This window comes from Veillonella parvula (assembly GCF_040094895.1).
Taxonomy (GTDB): domain Bacteria; phylum Bacillota; class Negativicutes; order Veillonellales; family Veillonellaceae; genus Veillonella; species Veillonella parvula_L.
Window position 1 is genome coordinate 262,390 of record NZ_JBBNGV010000002.1, and the last position, 19,936, is coordinate 282,325.

General features: G+C 36.8%; 19 protein-coding genes and 1 riboswitch. Of the genes, 2 read left to right on the forward strand and 17 right to left on the reverse strand.

Translation table 11 applies throughout. The features are described 5' to 3' along the window. Positions 1 to 97: 97 nt before the first annotated feature. The 10 genes from AAAT26_RS05185 to AAAT26_RS05230 form a co-directional block, all read right to left on the reverse strand. Positions 98 to 877, reverse strand: a complete 780-nt coding sequence (locus tag AAAT26_RS05185; RefSeq protein WP_349208952.1) for an ABC transporter ATP-binding protein — start codon at positions 875 to 877, stop codon at positions 98 to 100. Continuing rightward, complete coding sequence (locus tag AAAT26_RS05190) at positions 874 to 1,923, reverse strand: FecCD family ABC transporter permease (protein WP_004697920.1); 1,050 nt, start codon at positions 1,921 to 1,923, stop codon at positions 874 to 876. Before AAAT26_RS05190 ends, AAAT26_RS05185 begins: the two co-directional genes overlap by 4 nt. A 16-nt stretch (positions 1,924 to 1,939) precedes the next feature. Next, the gene (locus tag AAAT26_RS05195; RefSeq protein ID WP_349208953.1) at positions 1,940 to 3,112 is read right to left on the reverse strand and encodes an ABC transporter substrate-binding protein; all 1,173 of its coding nucleotides are present in this window, start codon (positions 3,110 to 3,112) and stop codon (positions 1,940 to 1,942) included. A 101-nt stretch (positions 3,113 to 3,213) separates the two neighbouring features. Then, positions 3,214 to 4,386: an ABC transporter substrate-binding protein gene (locus AAAT26_RS05200; protein ID WP_349208954.1), complete on the reverse strand. Its 1,173-nt coding sequence runs from the start codon at positions 4,384 to 4,386 to the stop codon at positions 3,214 to 3,216. A 202-nt stretch (positions 4,387 to 4,588) separates the two neighbouring features. After that, positions 4,589 to 4,777: riboswitch (cobalamin riboswitch) on the reverse strand. Between the two features lie 207 nt (positions 4,778 to 4,984). Continuing rightward, the gene (locus AAAT26_RS05205) at positions 4,985 to 5,725 is read right to left on the reverse strand and encodes a suppressor of fused domain protein (protein WP_349208955.1); all 741 of its coding nucleotides are present in this window, start codon (positions 5,723 to 5,725) and stop codon (positions 4,985 to 4,987) included. A gap of 171 nt (positions 5,726 to 5,896) precedes the next feature. Next, positions 5,897 to 6,340, reverse strand: a complete 444-nt coding sequence (locus AAAT26_RS05210) for a GNAT family N-acetyltransferase (protein ID WP_270279259.1) — start codon at positions 6,338 to 6,340, stop codon at positions 5,897 to 5,899. 36 nt (positions 6,341 to 6,376) lie between these two features. After that, a complete protein-coding gene (locus AAAT26_RS05215; protein WP_349208956.1) occupies positions 6,377 to 7,207 on the reverse strand; it encodes a class I SAM-dependent methyltransferase in 831 nt (276 codons plus the stop codon). A 15-nt stretch (positions 7,208 to 7,222) separates the two neighbouring features. Further along, positions 7,223 to 7,525, reverse strand: coding sequence for a hypothetical protein (locus AAAT26_RS05220; RefSeq protein ID WP_349208957.1), 303 nt, complete (start codon positions 7,523 to 7,525; stop codon positions 7,223 to 7,225). 2 nt (positions 7,526 to 7,527) lie between these two features. Next, the gene (locus AAAT26_RS05225) at positions 7,528 to 7,851 is read right to left on the reverse strand and encodes a hypothetical protein (protein WP_349208958.1); all 324 of its coding nucleotides are present in this window, start codon (positions 7,849 to 7,851) and stop codon (positions 7,528 to 7,530) included. Between the two features lie 8 nt (positions 7,852 to 7,859). Next, positions 7,860 to 8,270, reverse strand: coding sequence for a hypothetical protein (locus AAAT26_RS05230; protein WP_349208959.1), 411 nt, complete (start codon positions 8,268 to 8,270; stop codon positions 7,860 to 7,862). 537 nt (positions 8,271 to 8,807) lie between these two features. Between AAAT26_RS05230 and AAAT26_RS05235 the strand changes: the two genes are divergently transcribed. Further along, complete coding sequence (locus AAAT26_RS05235) at positions 8,808 to 10,229, forward strand: DNA cytosine methyltransferase (protein ID WP_316596784.1); 1,422 nt, start codon at positions 8,808 to 8,810, stop codon at positions 10,227 to 10,229. 101 nt (positions 10,230 to 10,330) lie between these two features. Here AAAT26_RS05235 and AAAT26_RS05240 read toward each other — a convergent pair whose 3' ends face one another. From AAAT26_RS05240 to AAAT26_RS05270, 7 genes are all read right to left on the reverse strand, one after another. Next, a complete protein-coding gene (locus AAAT26_RS05240; protein WP_349208960.1) occupies positions 10,331 to 11,089 on the reverse strand; it encodes a TdeIII family type II restriction endonuclease in 759 nt (252 codons plus the stop codon). Positions 11,090 to 11,132: 43 nt separating this feature from the next. Beyond that, positions 11,133 to 11,396, reverse strand: a complete 264-nt coding sequence (locus tag AAAT26_RS05245) for a hypothetical protein (RefSeq protein WP_316596782.1) — start codon at positions 11,394 to 11,396, stop codon at positions 11,133 to 11,135. Continuing rightward, the gene (locus AAAT26_RS05250; protein ID WP_316596781.1) at positions 11,393 to 13,714 is read right to left on the reverse strand and encodes a hypothetical protein; all 2,322 of its coding nucleotides are present in this window, start codon (positions 13,712 to 13,714) and stop codon (positions 11,393 to 11,395) included. Before AAAT26_RS05250 ends, AAAT26_RS05245 begins: the two co-directional genes overlap by 4 nt. 520 nt (positions 13,715 to 14,234) lie before the next feature. Further along, the gene (guaA, locus tag AAAT26_RS05255; RefSeq protein WP_349208961.1) at positions 14,235 to 15,770 is read right to left on the reverse strand and encodes a glutamine-hydrolyzing GMP synthase; all 1,536 of its coding nucleotides are present in this window, start codon (positions 15,768 to 15,770) and stop codon (positions 14,235 to 14,237) included. Positions 15,771 to 16,031: 261 nt separating this feature from the next. Continuing rightward, positions 16,032 to 16,229, reverse strand: coding sequence for a 4Fe-4S dicluster domain-containing protein (locus AAAT26_RS05260; RefSeq protein ID WP_008715202.1), 198 nt, complete (start codon positions 16,227 to 16,229; stop codon positions 16,032 to 16,034). 149 nt (positions 16,230 to 16,378) lie between these two features. Then, entirely contained in the window at positions 16,379 to 17,563 is a 1,185-nt protein-coding gene (locus AAAT26_RS05265; protein ID WP_349208962.1) for an HAD hydrolase family protein, read from the reverse strand. A 43-nt stretch (positions 17,564 to 17,606) separates the two neighbouring features. After that, entirely contained in the window at positions 17,607 to 18,791 is a 1,185-nt protein-coding gene (locus AAAT26_RS05270) for an amidohydrolase (RefSeq protein WP_349208963.1), read from the reverse strand. Between the two features lie 191 nt (positions 18,792 to 18,982). Here AAAT26_RS05270 and AAAT26_RS05275 point away from each other — a divergent pair, with 191 nt between their 5' ends. Next, positions 18,983 to 19,765, forward strand: coding sequence for a basic amino acid ABC transporter substrate-binding protein (locus AAAT26_RS05275; protein ID WP_349208964.1), 783 nt, complete (start codon positions 18,983 to 18,985; stop codon positions 19,763 to 19,765). Positions 19,766 to 19,936 lie beyond the last annotated feature (171 nt).

The following is a 19,936-nucleotide window of genomic DNA, read 5'->3' on the forward strand; positions in this document are numbered from 1 at the left end:
GTCTTACATCCTATTAATAACTGGATTCACGTCAATGACTATCTATAATAAATAGTGCCAACACTATAATAGATCAGTGCAATCACAAAGAATCCTATTAATTAATAATAGCTTCTAATGGAATTACATGAGGTAGCCCATTGTCATCGATATAAATTTTCGTTTTAACACGGTATACATCTTCCATCATGGCTTCTGTAAAGATGTCTTTCGGCGCGCCCTGAGCGTATACTGTACCCTCTTTAAGCACGATGATTTCATCTGCGAACATAGCCGCCAGATCAAGATGATGCAATGTTACGAGTGTTGTAAAATCATTTTCTTGAGTCAGGTTTTTTAACAATGTTAACAAGTCAAATTGCTTGTGCAAATCTAAAGCACTTGTCGGTTCATCAAGAATTAAGATTTTAGGTTCTTTTACAAGGGCTTGCGCCATGAACACAAGTTGGCGTTGACCACCGCTGAGCTCCATGATGCTGCGCGATGCAAAGCGCTGTAAGTTCAACCGTTCCAATACCTCTTGTGTGGCTGCAATATCCTCATCACTTACGCGGAAGGACATGGACCCCATGCGCCCTAGCATAACTACTTCAAAAACAGATAGATTGACTTTACAGTCATTATCTTGAGACAAATAGCTCACTGTACTACTAAAATCCTTTGTAGAATATTGAGATACAGGTTTACCATTAACGGAAATCTCGCCCTTGCCTTTCAAGATACCCATGATTGTTTTTAAAAGTGTAGATTTACCAGCACCGTTAGTACCAATGAGCGCAGTCAATTTACCTGTTTTAGCAGCAAAATCAACGCCCTTTAAGATCTGTCCGTCTTCCGTAGCGGAATAACCAAAGGTTAGATTATGAACTTCAATCATTTGAAATAGCTCCTTTTCCTAGTTAATACCAACGAGAAGAAGAAAGGTACACCGATGATTGCTGTCACAATACCGATTGGGAACATCGCCCCAGGAACGAGCATCTTACTCGCAATAGATGCGAGAGACAAAATCGCCATGCCACATACTGCAGATAACGGTAAGAAATACCGTTGATCCTCCCCCACAAGCATACGTGCAATATGTGGTCCTACAATACCGATAAAACCAATGGTTCCAACGAAAGAAACGGCAACGGCTGTAATGATGGAGATGAAAGCAAACACTTTTACTCGTAAGCTTTCAACATTAACACCAAGACCAGAAGCCTTTTCATCGCCTAATTTTAATGCTGTTAAACGCCAAGATTCACGCATCATAAGCGGAAGCATGATTGCTAGCACGATAAGAACAATAGAGATGTTCACCCAATTTGCCTTAGCTAAACTACCCATCGTCCAGAACACGATGTTTTGAAGGGCCTCAGGAGATGCCATATATTGCATCAAGGATTGAAGCGCTTGGAACAAGAACATCATGCCGATACCGGCGAGAATCATCGTTTCAGAGGAGAAGTTCTTAATCTTATTGATGGAATAGATAAAGAAACTCGTCAAACTAGCGAATACAAAGGCGCCAAATGGAACCATAAAGACACCTAAAAACTCTAATGCACTAGCGCCTACAACAACCATGAGAGATGCACCGAAGCCAGCCCCTGCGGATATACCAAGTGTATATGGGCTAGATAACGGGTTATCAAGAATAGTCTGCATGCCAGCACCAGCAATGCCCAAAGAAGCACCTACGAGCAATGCCATAATGGCCGTCGGAAGACGAATCGACCAAATGATAACATATGCGTTTTTGGAAACCTCTGCTGGGTCTGTTAATGCGAGCCATACATCACTTAACGTAAGTGATGCAGGACCTACAATAATATCGGTAACAAAACTTACCGCACAAATGATCAGACCAATGATAATAAACATGAGCTTTTTATAGCTCTGTTTTTTATAATCGTACTGATTGTTAGTTTCCGTCACTATACAAAACCCCTTTTTAGTTCAACTGCATAAACCAAACGCCACCGTAAGAGAATGGAAGGAATTTGTCATAGAATTCCTTAAGTGTGCCTTCAGGATCTACATCCTTGAATTCCTCAGGATAGAATGTTTTAGCTAAGTATTCAAATACTGCAACGTCATATACTTCACGAGGTAAACCATGGTGAGTAGAGAAAACATTTTTAGATTGAACGGCTTTCAATTCAGGCCAGCCTTGACGTTCTGTAGTGAAAGCTTTCAATAACTCTTGAGATTTTGCTTCATTTGTATCAAAACCTAAACGCATGGATGTAGGTTTCTTAGGCCAGTAAGAACCGATGATCATGATGATATCTGGGTTTCTTTCCAAAATAAATTCTGGGTTAACAGGACCTGCTTTTTGAACTACATCTTTTGTAATAAGGTCGCCACCAACTTGCGTTGCCAATGCGCCCCATGCTACGTTTGCACTATACGCAAAACCTAAACCTTCTGGACCTTCGTTACCTGTTTCAATGTAAACAGTTGGTTTTGGTTTATTGATTTTGCTAATGCGGTCCATAACTCTTGTTAAACGGTCAGTATAGAACTTGTTGATTTCTGCTGCACGCTCTTCTTTACCCAATGCTTTACCGATAGCTTCGATAGATTTTTGATGATTTTCAAGCTTTTCCGCATGGTAATCGATATAGATAGTAGGAATGCCAGCTGCATCGATTTTAGGTTTGTAATCAGCTTCATATTGATCTTTGAAATATAAAGGCATGAAGATAACATCTGGGTTTAAGGAAATTACTTTTTCCACATCAAATGTTTTATCATTTACGTTACCAATGAGAGGAATTTTTTCCAACTCTGGCACTTCAGATTTGTAGCGATCCCACATATCTGTACGCAATTTGCTTAAATAAGGGTCAATACCAACAATAGTCTTAGCCACATCTTTGCCTTGCAACGCAGCCATAGTCAAGAACGCACCACCAGAAGCACTCAATTGAACTACTACGCGTTCTGCTGGCTTTTTCAACGTAACCTTTTGACCTGTTACGTCTGTAATCTCAATAGATTTACCAGTCTGAGCTGCATCCTTTTTTGTATCCCCAGGGCCACCACATGCAGTCAGGAGCATGCTAACAATCAGTAGAAAAACTGTGGCTAAATAAGCCATAAATTTCTTTTTCTTAACCATAGAATACCTCGATTCCAAACTTAATAAGTTCTAATAAACACAATATATAACAGCATTTATTTGGGTTTTACATCATCAGCTCCTTCACGCACAACACAACCCTAATTCATATGCATAAACCAGATGCCACTATAAGAGAATGGCAAGAATTTGTCATAGAACTCTTTAAGTGTAGCTTCAGGATCTACATCTTTAAACTCTTCAGGATAGAAGGTTTTTGCTAAATATTCAAATACCGCTGCATCAAAGACTTCACGTGGAAGACCGTGGTGCGCAGAGTAAACTTGTTTATTTTCAACAGCTTTTAATTCGCTCCAACCTTGACGTTCTGTGGTGAAAGCTTTCAATAACTCTTGAGAAGATGCTTCGGTTGCTTCAAAACCTAAACGCATAGAAGTCGGTTTTTTAGGCCAGTAAGAACCCATGATCATGATAATATCTGGATTTTTCTCTAAAATAAATTCCGGATTAATAGGAGAGGATTTCTTAACAGCATCCTTTGTGATTACATCACCACCAGCCATAGTCGCTAAGGCACCCCAAGAATAATTGCTACTGAAGGAATTACCAAATTCTTCCGGACCATTCATACCAACTTCAAGGTAAACTGTTGGTTTTGGTTTGTTAATTTTACTAACACGATCGAGAACTCTTGTCACACGATCTGTATAGAACTTGTTAATCTCTGCAGCACGTTCTTCTTTACCTAAAGCTTTACCAATAGCTTCAATGGATTTTTGATGACTTTCCAGTTTTTCTGCATGGTAATCTATGTAAATAGTCTGAATACCAGCAGCATCCATTTTTGCTTTTGCATCAGACTCGTACTGATCTTTCAAATCAACAGGGATAAAAATAACATCTGGATTTAATGCCACAACTTGCTCAGCATTAAATGTTTTATCCCCAATGGTACCAACTACAGGAATCTTAGCTAGTTCAGGCATTTCCGTAGTGAAGTGTTTCCACATATCCGCCCTGTAATCCTGCAAAGAGGTATCCATGCCAGCAATAACCTTCGGCGTATTCTTGCCCATAAGGGCGGAAATCGTAAAGAATGGACCACCCGCACCACTCCATTGTAAAACAACTCTCTCTGCTGGCTTTTTCAGTGTAACTGTACGACCTGTTACGTCAGTAATCTCAATAGGCTTGCTATTTTGCACCGTATCTTTTTTCGTTTCGCTTGGACCTCCACATGCAACGATGAGCATACTAACTATTAGGAGGAAAACCGTGGCTAAATACGCTATGAACTTCTTTTGTTTAAACATAAGTACCTCTCTTCTCTCAACTAAAACTATCTCTATAAGTGCACATAAAAAGCCCGTTTCCCCACGAAGAGGAAACGGGCTGTCATCTCAGTTAGACTAACTACCACGCCTAATAAGCTAGCATATAGTATGAGCTTTCAACTATGCATAGCTAGTATAAATTCATCTATATCAATCCCCATCCCTGTCTCTCGCAGGTCAATTGGCAATTGTTAATTAGGCAGTTCTCCTGGCTCCAGTTTAACGTTACTTTGCGCCTTCCCAAAAACCTCAGTGACCGAGAGCATTTCACCCTCTATGCAAAGTACCTCGCTGTTACAGTGGCGTGACCGCTTTGGCTTGTACCAAATTCTCTATTAAGTCAATAGACACCTAACCCAATCATATGTGATTTTCCTCATCGTAGCATGCGGTATATACAGTGTCAATAAACATATAGGGGTACGGCTATAATCAATATTGGTTATATCACTATTAATGAAAAAAAGAAAGCCCGCTATTAGCAAGGCTTTCAGCTTATTTCATTAAAATCCAATCCGAATTGAATATGCTTTAATCTCTTTTTACCAATTAATTTCTTTAATATTACTAATAGTTATTACTCAGCACCATTGTGCTCAAGAACCGGATTTCTATTATAAGATGTTACATCAGTGCCCAACAACTCATATAATTCTTGTACTGTCATCTTCTTGTCTTTTACAGCAAGTAATTCTTCGTTAGTCACACCGATGAACTCTACAAATTCTAATTTGCCATTAGGAGTATCAAGAGTTTGCAATTTAGCATCAGGAATAGTAATGAAGCCAACAATATTGGAACTATTATTTGAGTCTATGCCCTCTGTTTGTCCACTATAAAGATATTCATAAGGTTTAAAAATTTCTCCAGCAGTAAAAGTAAATTTTGCAATTTGTTGTAATACACCACAAACACTTCTGATCTCATCATCGTTGGCACTTGCTTTATCTAAGCAATAAGTAAACTCCATGCCGTAACCACTGATTGTAGGATCTTCGCTATCCTTTTCGTACAGCTCGGACAAACCATATGTTACAAAGTGCCAATTATCTCCATCATCATACACACTGATACCATCAAGAGGGCTATCGCCACCAAGCCGCCAGCTAATCAATGTTCCAAAATGCATAGGATCTGTTTGACCAGGATATACACGTTCACATTCTGCAGTAATTGCATCCCACCCAATAGTACAAGGATCCAGTTCATCATCCAATAAATCAGAATTTAGCTCGACAGACTTTGTAGCATCTACTCTCGTATGAGAATCAAGAGATTCTTTATTAGAAGAAAAAAGATTTTTTAACCAGGAAAACATACTTATAATACCTCCCACTCTATACAATAGATACACAATGTATTAATTTACTCATTTAAGTATATAATGTTTAAACAACAAAGGCTACACATTGATTAGTAATGTATCCATTTAATTTATAAACTATATCATTAAATCAGCACCTTGATCTTGTGTAGCCTTTGTCTCTATTTACTTTTTCGTATATTTAGGTACATTGCGATATTGCATCGGTAAGGAATTTTCCTTTACTTTAAAACCATGTTTCTCGTAAAAGGTCGCATTCTTACTTTCACCAATCATAACATTGATGTACAAATACGATTTATAAGCGTCTTTCACCATTTCAAGCAAGTGCCCTGCAATACCTTGGCCCCGATAATCAGGATGAACTAGCACATAATTGATGAAGCACACAAGTTCGCTATCATCCATGACGCGAATAAGACCTATTAAACGATCTCCATCCCAAGCAGAAATCACGCGCGATGAATTCATTAGTGCCTTGTGCAATCTATCAGGATACTTGCCCACCACCCAACGAACAGATAAAAACAGTTCTGCTACCTGCTGAGGGGTAAAGTTTCTTTCTTCGGTATAGGTAATCGCCCTATCGCCCTTAACGATATTAATCATGCTACTGCCTTTTCTAATCCATTTATCAACTATATCTTAGGTGTGTGACACAACTTCCTTAGGATTCCACCAAATTATAGCAGACCGAGAGGAAATCAAACATTTATTGTCCTTAGATTTTGCTTTGATTTCTTTTTTGATTTGTTCCTCTGCTACTGGCGTTAAGTCTCCATAGTACTGTTCGTATATGATCTTTCGGCACTCGATTTCATCTTCTACAGTACGTTCACATCTATAATCAATGATGCTTACATTAGGTGAGCGCCCTTGTGAAAGTAACATATTATACAAAATTTGAAACTCTTGTACATCAGATTTACTAGCTTCCCGAGGATTCTTCCAATCGGGAATGCCAGCTACGATTGCACAATAGCCTTTAGAATATTGTTCCATTTGTAAAAGCCGAGGCCACACATCAGGGAACATCCAAAGTACTAAAGAAATAGCCACTACATCAAATTGGGAGTCAAGAGATCCATCTTGAGGTAAGTCCTGAACCAATTCTTCAATGATGTTAATATTCTCAACGTTTAATTCTTTGGCATTTTCTTTAAGGACTGCCACCATGCCCTTTGACGGCTCAATAGCAGTAACAGATTTAATATGTTGAGCAAAAGGAATTGTGAAAGAACCTGGACCAGCACCTATGTCTAACATACTAGAATCAGGTGTTAAGACACTGCTTAAAGCAGTATACACCTTCCGTCCAAAGTCGTAGTCATTGCTTTTACGCATAAGAGAAAAATCATTGGCCCGCTTGTCCCAATACTCTAATAATGGATTCGCCCGAATCCCTTTCTCACGATCATAATAACTTTGTTTCCACATTTCATTCCAGAACGAAAAATCTGTAACTTGCGGTGCCATACGAAACCTCCTGACTTAGTCTAAATTCCTCATTTCTCGGATAAACTCTTCTGCCTCTTGCAGATTCTTAGGGAACTCAAAATAAATACATTCTTCATATCCACAATAAGGATTACGGAAATCATAGCCACTCAACAACAAATACTCGATAATCTTCCATTCTTTGTCATTAGATTTTTTAGGAGCCTTGAACTTCTCGTTCACAAAATACATTTTACCTTTACAGGTAGGGCAGGTTTTATTTCTGTTAAACAACTCGTAGTTTGTACCCTCAGACAAGGAGATCCGGCAGTTTACACATACATTTTTATAGCCCATAGTTATTTACTCCCATACGGTTTATGTTGAAAGATTTCTTTTACAATCCCTTCACCAACAATATTTCCGCCTTCCATGATAAAGAACTCAGTACCTGCTTGTAGAGCAGAATAATCTACAGTTTCATAAAGTGGCAGCGCATTAGCTCCTATTTCTTTATCAAAGATGACATCTTCACCATCAATAAAATTAATACCAAGATATTCCTCAGTACCTTTTATAACGATATGAGGATAGTACATTCCATAATTTAAATTCGGTGGACTTGTTCTCTTCTTACTAAAGAATGTAACTATGCAGCTAATAGTAAAATCTAAATCACTCATTTCGAGCCTCATTCAACTACATATACCATATCACCTTTAAAGTATATGTTCATTATACAGTGTACGGGATTCCCTTCGGTCCATAACCAACCCTGGAATACAGCGTGTCCCCAATTATAGGTCTCCGTAATGACCTCAAATTCACTTTCACTATAATCCTGTTGATACTGAGGTAACTCAATTCTTTTACCTGTGAAAGTATCTAGTATTGTATTATTAAATACGAAAATTTCAAAAAAATCTATATTGCACGTCTCAAACACAACCTGAGCTTTATGAGTTTGTTCAACACCATTCTCATAAGAGAAAATGTAATCAAAGGTAAGGATCAAATTATCATCTACGTATTCTATTTTCTGTACCCTTGCATCATGGAGAGAATATTTGGAATACTCTCCAAAAGATTTTGTTGTTTTCATAGATCCTCATTACACAATTAACTAACCATATAAACTCCAATAGATATACTTATTCTTCTCTTATTCTTCTCTTATTCTTCTCTTATTATTCTCTTATTATTCTTAACTCACGTATAAATGTTTCTGCCTCTTACATATTCTTTGAAAACTTAAAGTAAACAAATCTTTCAGCCACATAAGTTAGATTTCGAAATCATACCCACTGATTAAAAAAACTCTATAGTCTACCACTCTTTATCATTACATTTTTTAGGTGCTTTGAACTTTTCATTCACAAAATACATTTTATACCCCATAATTATTTACTCCTTATAGGTTTATGATAAGATTCCATTTCATATCTTCCTCAATATTAATCCTTAGACTTATTTATCCACTTAAATATCAGCTCTTATATATCATTAGTATTATTACCATTATTAATTAAAATATTTATAATATATAATCAAAGTACCAAAATACAATACTTGATTTCTAATTTATCAGCCTGTATAATAAGGACGGTAAATAGTTTCGCAAAAGAAAGGAAATAAGACCATGGTCAATGCTAATGAATTGTTTACAGTACAAGAAGTTGCAAATCAACTTAAAGTAACACCTCAGTATATAAGGAAAATGATAAAGGAGAAAAAGCTCTTTGCCACAAGAATTGGTAGTCAATGGATAATAAAACCAGCTGATTTACATTCATATATTCAAGATAACAAAGTAATAGTCGAACCAGATGACCATGAACGTACTTCTAATGAGGTACCTAAAATAGTTGCGCTTAGCTTTTTCTCTGGAGCAATGGGATTGGATATAGGAATGGCTAATGGTGGGATACAGGCCTTACTCACTTGTGAATTCAATAAATTCTGTAGAATCACTATTGCACAAAATAATCCTCAAATAGCACTTATAGGAGATATTAACAAATATGAGCCAGAAGAAATTTTACGCTTAGCAAAAATTCCAAAGGGAAAAAAAGTAGATGTAATTTTCGGTGGGCCGCCCTGTCAGGCATTTAGTACTGCAGGGGCACGTCGGGCATTGAAAGACGAGCGAGGCAATGTATTTCTTCGATATATTGAAATAATTGAAAAGATACGTCCAACATATGTTGTGATTGAAAATGTAAGAGGTTTACTATCTGCTCCTTATCCATATAATGACATAAAAAAGCCAATTAAAGGTGGAGCACTTTGTGTAATCATAGATAAACTTGAACAAGCTGGATATACAGTCTCATTTGAACTGTACAACGCTGCTAATTTTGGTACACCACAGATTAGAGAACGTATCATAATAATTGGAAAACTAGGTACCGAGAAAGTCCAGTATTTATCTCCTTCTCATGCTGAAAATGGAGAATTCGGTTTACTTCCGTGGAGAACTTTACAAGAAGTCATTTCTGACCTTGATGAAGAAGCCCTACATTACATCCAGTTTCCAGAAAAACGCCTCAAATTTTACAAAAAATTAAAAGAAGGACAATATTGGAAAGATCTTCCTCCAGAAATGCAGTTTGAAGCAATGGGATCCAAGTTACTACTGGGTGGTGGAAAAACAGGCTTTTATAGAAGATTAAATTTCAAACGACCATCCCCTACACTAGTTACTGATCCTACAATGCCAGCAACAGATTTGTGCCACCCAGTAAAAAATCGCCCACTTAGTGTTGAAGAATACAGTAGAATCCAAGAGTTTCCTGACGAATGGAAAATTTGTGGTCCAATTAAAGAACAATATAAACAAATTGGTAATGCAGTTCCTATTAAACTTGGTGAAGCAATAGCTAAAACAATTATTGCTGATATGAATGGCGAAAAACTACCGCAGTACACAGGTTTTTCATATTCAAGATACAAAAATACTAACGATATTACTTGGAGACTTGCAATAAATAAAATACTTGAAAAAGAAAGAGCCACTCATATTAAAGACGGTGATACAAGGTTTTCGCTCATAGCAGATTAATTATCTATTTCTTCATTGAATTATATAACAAACTACTCCTACATTTCGAGGAGGACAATTGACAAGTTTCCCCAATACTCGAGCATCGTATCTTAGAATGATTATCGCAAATTCCCAATCCTCCATCTAGTTTCTTCACCAACTTCTTCGGCAATATCTAATAACTCGTCATAGCACCCCACTCCACCAATAGTCTCCCACATATCTTTACCAATAAGAACAATAGAATCATGATGAAAATCAAAAATTCGCATAGGCGGATTATGAGCATAGTCATCTTTAAACTCACCATACGGATTGTAAGGGAGACCAAAATAAACGTTGCAGTTTGGATTATTAACCGCCAAACGTAAACAGTCTTGTTTTGCAACAAGTGTTTGGTCAATATTTGGCTTAACAGTTTTTAAACTAATGTAGTTATCAATACCGTCTTTACACCACCACAGATCAGATATAACTCTAATATCCATTATTTGACCAGATATATTAGTTTGTAATACACGCTGTAAAGTGTGATTCCAGGAGGTCGAAAAACTACTATGTCTTTCTCTTAACATACGTAACTCTTGATTAATTGCATTCTCGTATGCAACATCTATATGTACAACGGTTTCAAATTGACGCTTTGCTTCAGTTGCACCATTTGAACGTGCTACTAAGAGTGCAATTTCCTCAATAACACGCTGTCCAAACGATGTACTAAACGATCTTTCAAATGCACTCCAGAATACTACATCATCAGAGAGTAAAGCCGTATGAAAAGGACGATATGTTTGTTCATTTCCCTTAATACGTTCGATTGTACCGCTGACACAGTTGCGAAATTCAGTTGCAATTAAATCTCTATAATATTGATTCATAGACTTCTCCTAAGCAGATTTTCAAAAAACATTGAAACTTGTATTAATCAAAATTAGTATTTATATCAGTTTCAGTGACGCCCTTTTTAAATAAAGGTGAAATTGTATTAGAAATATCTATCATTAACGACTCTATAGATAAACGCTCTTCTTCTGAATACTTTTCATCAATATCAGCATCCTCTATTTCCTGATCAATAAAAATTTGTTCCACCATCTTTATATAATCAAAGTCCATAGCTTTGCCGTCTTTAGTTAAAATTTCAACACAATTATTATCTCCCTGTTTATAAAACTTTAATTTCATAAATCTACATCTCCCTTATACGATCTAAAGTTATATTTTTTAACTCGTTTTTTTATAGAGGACTTTCCACCATCTGTTAATTCTGCAATCCAATCTAGCGTCTTTTTCCCCTTTATTTTTGATTCTAAACTAGCAGATGTAATATATAGTTTCTCACCTTCATTTTCACACATAATTAAATTTTGAGCATCCCCTAACATCGGTATTGTTGCATTATGAGAAACTAAGATAACTTGTTTTTCAACTTTAATCCTTTTAATCATTTCAATTAAATCATGATTAATATAACTAGTTGCTAAATTATCCTCAGGTTGATCAATAATTATTGGTGCAGTATTATCTTTGTACCCTAATATTAAATCTAATATTATTGCAGACTTCCATCCAGGACTTAAACTTTTATAATCATGTCCATCCTTAGTTATAATTTCATATTCTTTCTTATTTGTCTCAGCAATAACCCCATAAACCCTTTCACTAAAGTCATCATACGAATTTATCCGTGGTCTTTTAGAGAAGTTTTCTATCACTATATTAGATGGCTCTAATTCATAAAAATTAGATAATCGCTTTTCTTTAATTAGATATGTATTAATGGCTTCTACAAGTCGGTCTTCTGTAAGGTTGAATGAATTTTTGATACTTAACGTGTGACCTGCTACTTTTATTTCTTTCGTTTTAAAAGACACATTAAACTTAGATAATTTATCTTTAGCATTATAAAAATTCTGAAGTAATTTTATATATTCATATATATATTTAAGTAGGTTTCCTCTTTCTATTTTAATCTGAGAAATATATCTATCACTTTCACTATTTTTAGTTTTTAACTTTATTAAAGCTTCCTCTATTTTACCAAATACAATTCCATTAATATCTGATATCAAAACTATATCCTCTAAAGTGCTAGCTAATAATTCAATTTCTTTATTTCGATTCTGAACGATAGGATGCTTGTTAAACAACGCCTTCATATCATAAAGCACACGTTTATACTCATCAATAGTTGCTTTAGATACCGATAAACATCTTTTATTCTCCTCATTTGGAGTAATCTTTTCAATAGGGGCTTCTTTTATGACCTCATTTATAAATAAAAAGTTTGGAGGTTTTATATGCGAAAGCTCTATTTTCAACTCTTCAATTCTTTTAGCACTATCTACTAACGCATTAATTTGACGACGTAATGTAATTAAACTATTTCTAATACAGCTTAAAGTTTCACTATCCTCTGGGAAAACCTGACTTATGATTGGTATTGCTCCTAAATCATTTTTACTATCATTTATGATCTCCATAATAAAGTTCTGACTAATATAATATGGTTGTACATTCGTTGGGTTTTCTATATTAATATCCTTCACACTAAACAAATTATATTTTGACTGTGTGAAATCCTTAGAACTCCCCTTAACTAAGCTATCTACAAATAATGTTTTTCCACTTGAAGATCCGCCTATTACAACATTAAGTCCAGGAGTCATATTCACATCAATCTCGATTTTATCATTTTTTAAGTTGATATTTCCAAATGTCTTAGTCCAACTTTGTGGAGGTAAATAATCATAATGAAGCCTTGATTCTTCTGATAATGATAATCTTAATCCCTCAAAAGTAGGCTCAGCTAAAATCCATGTAGGTATAAATTCTTCGGCATTATCTTCTTTTGTTTTAGGATAAATAAGTGGATTATAATTATCCGTGCATGTAACAAGATTAACAAAATCATCGATTCCTAATTTTTTAAAATATGCTTTTGTCTCCTTAAGCCCTTTACTACTTCTAGATGTAAATCCATCAAAATGATTATGATAGATACTTTGCTCCATAGATGTATCAAATATCTTAGTCTTTGATGTTGCCTTATCAAAAGTTCTATGAGATTGACCACCATGTGGTAGTAATAAAAACTCATACATATCAAAAGTATTTATAATATTTTCAATATTAGGTGTATTTTCATCATCATCTTTAACAAATTTATCTGGATAAAGTTTATTTAACTTATTATTAATATCATCAATATTCCTTTCAGTAATTTCAGTGTTAAAAATAATATGACAATGATATGGAGGAGCATCTGAATATTTTTTTATATGAAGCTCCACACCTAATATAGTTGAAATAGTATCTTCCTTTAATAATTCCATATAAGCATTTTTATTAATAGTATTATGATCTGTTAAAGAAAGCAGTATCGGATTATCTTTTGCGATTTTTTTTACATTATCTACCAATTTTTTTACATTATAATTAGAAGATAATTTATTAGGATTTTCTGACGTATGAATATGAATATCTACATATGTTGCTTTCATAAAAACTCCCTTATTTTTATCAAAACATTCTAATCTTATATTAACTATGTAGTAGAGCAAGATTAATAATTATCAACAATCTTAATCCGCAACACATTATAAGAAAATCCCCCTTTTCTGATTTTCCTATAATCCTTATCACTTTATTATCTATTTTTTAATTAATTTATCTCCCCCATATATGATTCTTTTTATAAAGTTACACAATTACATCCTTAAATTAAAATTGATAATTAACAATACATAATTATTTTCTAAAGACATATTCAGAAATAGCAATCAGAATTAGTCTATTATCCAAGTAAAATAGTAAATAACCAATTTACAAATCTTTATTTTTATTAACTTAACACTCTTACTCTACCAGTTTAATGTATATAAAAATCATTCATCATATTATAACAACTTAATCTTATTCTCATTTTATGACTTAATCCAACTTTATTCAAGAGCTTTATATTATCTACTAATAAAAAAACCATTGATTAATTAATTTTAATCAATGGTTTTTTTGTTTATTTTATTCCCACTCAATTGTAGCAGGTGGTTTAGATGTAATATCGTACACGATACGGTTGATATGTTGTACTTCGTTTACGATACGGCGGGAGATTGTATCCAATACGTCGTAAGGGATGCGTGCCCAGTCAGCAGTCATGAAGTCTGTTGTCGTTACGCCACGCAATGCCAGTGTGTAATCGTATGTACGGAAGTCCCCCATAACGCCTACGGTACGTGTAGATGTTAATACTGCAAAATATTGGTTGATGCTGCGATCAAGGCCAGCTTTTGCAATTTCGTCACGGAAGATGTAGTCCGCATCACGCAAGATGTCGAGTTTGTCTTTCGTGATTTCTCCCATTACGCGAATAGCAAGACCAGGACCCGGGAAGGGTTGACGCCATACGAGGTAGTCAGCCAAACCTAATTCAGAGCCAAGTTCACGTACTTCGTCTTTGAAGAGGTTGCGCAATGGTTCGATAAGGCCTTTAAAGTCTACAACTGCAGGCAAGCCACCTACGTTGTGGTGAGATTTGATAACTTCTGCTTCACCAGTACCGGACTCAATAACGTCAGGATAAATTGTACCTTGCGCCAAGAAATCAACGGAACCGATTTTACGACCTTCGTCTTCGAATACACGGATGAATTCTTCGCCGATAGCTTTACGTTTTGCTTCTGGATCTTCAAGACCAGCCAATTTATCTAAGAAACGTTTTTCTGCATCGACACGGATGAAATGCATACCGGAATCTTTGAAAGCTGCCTCTACTTCGTCACCTTCGTTTTTACGCATTAAACCATGGTCAACGAAGATACAAGTCAATTGGTCACCTACAGCTTTAGAAATAAGAGCTGCTGCAACAGAGCTATCTACACCGCCAGACAATGCCAATAATACTTTGCCATCGCCTACAGTGTTACGGATGTCTTCAATAGCAGTTTTAGCATAGTTTGCCATTGTCCATGTGCCTGTGAAGCCACATACTTCGTACAAGAAGTTGTGAAGCATTTCTTTGCCGTGCTCAGTGTGCAACACTTCTGCATGGTATTGCATAGCATATAATTTGCGTTCTTTATTTTGCATGGATGCAACAGGGCAATCTTTAGTATGTGCTACAATTTCAAAGCCTTCAGGAACCTTTGCTACATAGTCAACGTGAGACATCCAAACAACTTGGTCTCCTTCCAAGCCTTTGAACAATGGAGATGTAGTGTCCACTTTAGTAGGTGTTTTACCAAATTCACGATTGTCCGCAGATTTAACTTCGCCACCCAATGTATGCGCCATAAATTGCATACCATAGCACATGCCAAGAATAGGAATACCAAGTTCAAAAATCTCTTTCTCAATTTTTGGAGAGTTTTCTTCATACACGCTGTTAGGACCGCCTGTAAAGATGATACCTTGCGGTTTCAATTCCTTAATTTTTTCCAGCGCTTTGTTGTATGGATATACTTCGCAGTATACGTGATTTTCACGAACACGGCGCGCGATCAATTGGTTATATTGACCACCAAAGTCAACAACAATTACAAATTCCTTGTTTTCCATGCCTTCCTCCATATGCATCTATTTGTGAAAGTATATTCACTATTTATTATGCCCATACATTTCTGTACTGGGGGCGCGTTTTTCCGAGCTAAACGCTAATTTTTCATTACATTATATTATACCATAGGAAGTATAACGACTCCATATATTCCGTATGTAAATTATAAATAACTTTATAATGTTCGGATTTCTATCTATCACGCTTTAGGAGCTTTCCGTATATAAGTCAATTTGCTAACAATACCGAAAGATATCTGGCTATCACTTTTTAGGAGCCTCTCGTTTATACATTTTTACAGCCCCCACGGGACAGATGGAATAGCAGTCGCCACAACTGATACAACCTTTCCCAATGATAAATCGAGTCTTCCCTTCGGTGATGCATTGAACAGGACAATCCTCAGCACAAGCACCACATTTAACGCAAGTGTCATCAATATTAAACTTTAGATTTCCCATTATACATCACCTCCTATGCATTCTTTATCTATGCCTAACTTAACATTATCTACTTTTAAGTAGTAGAATTCATATTTTAAATATATAAGATCACAAACATCACGCTAGCTCAAGAATATATTCAAAATATTTCAATACAAGAACAGCTATTATAATTGTTTTTTCTTATTTAATTCACTATTATACGCAATAGCAGAATAGATTGCTTTTGCCACGCCTTGGTGGTTATTGTCTGTCGTTTCGTATCGTGCCGCTTCTTTAATGTTCGGCTTGCTATTGCCCATGGCTACACCAGCGCCCGCAAAGCGTAGCATAGATAGGTCGTTTTCACTATCCCCCAGTGTCATTACCTCATCAGGACTTAAGCCCCAATGTTTTGCCAAGGCTTCTACAGCAGTGCCCTTTGTAGTGTGAGGCAATACAAACTCTAAATTGCCTTCACTAGATAGCAGCACATCATAGAAACGTTCACGACCTGTACCATCGTGGGACAGACCTTGGTATTCATCTCGTAAGTCTTGCAAGATACGCTGACGCATCGGCTCGTCACCGTAGAAGATTTGAATTTTCTCAGGTCCTTCCTCTAAGGCTTTCATATGAGCTAATAAATCACATACCATGGTCCGCGTAGCCAAGATAAATGGACGAATATTAGGTCTAAAGAAGAAATTAGATTGCTCTATTTCACATTCAGACAAATTTATTTTTACTGCTTCGTTGCCTTCCGCTAATGCATAGTGATCGTACGTTGCTCCTGGCAGGTGGGTGTGTAATGTACTAGGCGCCTGAGAATAAAATGTACTAGAAACCTGACACTCTATAGTATTAGGCAGATGATTATCCATGATGCCATGTATCGTCTTTTTATTACTGTTACTTAGTTCACAAGCACACGCCCCTAATCGTTCAGGTGTAATACATCTAGAGGGTGGATACATGCCAAAGATTTGGTCTTTCACATAGGCCTCTACATAAACGCCATAGGTTAATAGTTTGTGTAACAAGTGTAGAGCTTGTTCTTTATCAAAATTTACGTGGAATAGACTTCGGTTTTCATCCTTGTCCATCACGTAAGCACCATTGGTGCACATAAAATAGCGCAAGCAAGGCAGTTTTTCGATGACATCATTCATCTCATTCCAAGCACGGCCAGAAGCAATGGCTACCCGAATCCCACTTTCACGAGCTGCACGAATCGCCTCAATGGCATCCTCAGGAATCGCCTTTGCATCGTTTACCAAGGTGCCATCTACATCGGATGCGATGAATCGAATGGGCTTATCTCCAACTAGACCTATATAATTTTTTATAGTTAATGTTTCTTTTGAGGTCATACTGCCTCCCTTATGGTATCTAACAAATTAATAAGCTCAAGCATTACCCTATGGATGCGTTAAATTCGGCTACAATTTCTTCTAAGACTGTTGGGTCCTCAACTAATCGCAATAAGGAACCTCCTATAATAGTAGCACCATCGATAATAGTTTGTTCAATGGTAGGTTCTAACATGGCACCGGCAAATTCTTTAGAATGGCACACCTTCGGCTCGCCAGCGAGGCGCAATTTAGGATGGAGTGCTGCACATTGATAGCTTACATTGCCAATATCTGAACTACCTCCGAGGGCTGCCGGACCAGGTTCAAAATCGAGGCCCATGTCGGCCATTACCTCTTCGATAAGCTTTGTGCCACGGTGATTTTGGTTCATATCATCATACGGATTGCCATAAAACTCTACATCCACAGTTGTAGCTGTACAAAGGGCCGCCCCTTCAAAGATTTTTTTGATTTGCTCAGATAAACCATTCAAGTACTCACGCTCCGTATGACGCACGGTAACCTCTAATTCACCGAAGGCAGGAATTACATTGGATGCGGTACCTCCAGCAATGATCCATGTGCCGACGCGCGTTTCAGGGCGCACTTGTTGGCGCATCATATCCATAGCATGGATAGCGAGTTGCACACCATTTACCGCATTTATGCCATTCCAAGGCTCTCCGGCTGCATGGGCTGGCTTACCATGATACTTAGCGCGGAAGCAATCGAGTGCCAAAAATTGTGAATTAGGCCGTGTTTCCTCGCCGTCGAGATGCACCATGATGGCAAAATCGTATTCTTTAAACACCCCTGCTTTGCACATATCTACCTTACACCCCATCGCTTCTTCGTCTGGTGTGCCGATAATATCGATATCCATGTTGAAAGCTGCGCCCTCTTCTTGCATTTTATGTAGTGTCAATGTAGCCAACACGCTCATAGAACCACTGGCGGAATGACCGCACGCATGGCCTACCTCTGGCAGTGCATCGTATTCACAAAGTATCGCTAAACGACCTTGAGGGTTATCTACTTTCACAACAGAGGCCTTGAAGGCAGTCGGTAAATTACAGAATTCATAGGTTACGTCCATGCCATGTTTTTCGAGAACAGCACCAATGGTTTTGACGGACTCGAATTCTTGACTAGAAATCTCAGGGTTTTTAGCTAATGTATAATTCACCGCAAAAGCATCTGGTGCGAAGCTTTTACAAAGATCGGAAAATGTATGCATAAGGTTCATAGCGCCTCCAATAGATATAATCAAAAATGTGTGCAAATCGATGGATTTAAACAATGTTAAATGAAATCCATTTTTAAATATGAAACTCATGTACTCTTAATTATACAATGTTATTGCCTATTGGTGTAAAATTCCGTACAATATAAACAGAAATGTATAAATCATGTATATGGATGTTTGAGGAGGACACTATGTTTAAGTTCAAAAAATTGACAGCCATCGCCCTCGTAGCGGTAGCAGCAATGGGTTTATTGGCTGGTTGTGGCAACGACAAGCCTAAAATGACACAACAAGAAGGCGTATTGCGTGTAGGTTCTGAAACTACATTTCCACCGTTTGAATTCACTGAAGGCGACAAATACGTTGGTTTCGACGTTGATTTGTCCGAAGCAATTTCTAAAAAAATCGGCCTAAAAATGGAATTCAAATCCATGGGCTTCGATGCTTTGATTCCAGCTGTTCAATCTGGCGATATCGACATGATTGCTGCAGGTATCAACGCTACTCCTGAACGCGAAAAAGTATTGGACTTCTCCGATGTGTACTTCGACCAAGGCGGTTTCATTACAGTTGTTCGTAAAGACAACACTACAATCCACAACATGGACGAACTAGCAGGCAAAACTGTAGGTGTTCAAATCGGCACAATCCCTGTTGAAATGGCTCAAAAAATTCCTAACACAACAGTAAAACAAATCGATTCCAACGCTAATATCTTTATGGAATTGAAAGCCGGTACAATCGATGGTGCTATCATCGATAACGCAGTTGCTATGTATTACCTAAAACAAGGCGCTGATCAAGATCTTAAACTCGTAGGTGAACCTACTAAATCCCCAGGCACAGTTCTTGGCGTGAAGAAAGGCAACAAAGCTTTACAAGAAGCTGTTAACAAAGCTCTTAAAGAACTTAAAGAAGACGGCACTTACCAAAAAATCTACAACAAATGGTTTGGCGATTACAACAAAAAATAATATGTATTCCTACGAACTTGGATACATATAACCCCTCTGAAAGATTTCACCATCACATAAAATTTGTGACAACAGATCTTCTTCAGAGGGGATTTTTTACGCTTAAATACAACACATACTGAAGCTTCCCTATTAAATTGTATAAATACAGGCATATTAGAAATAAGCTAG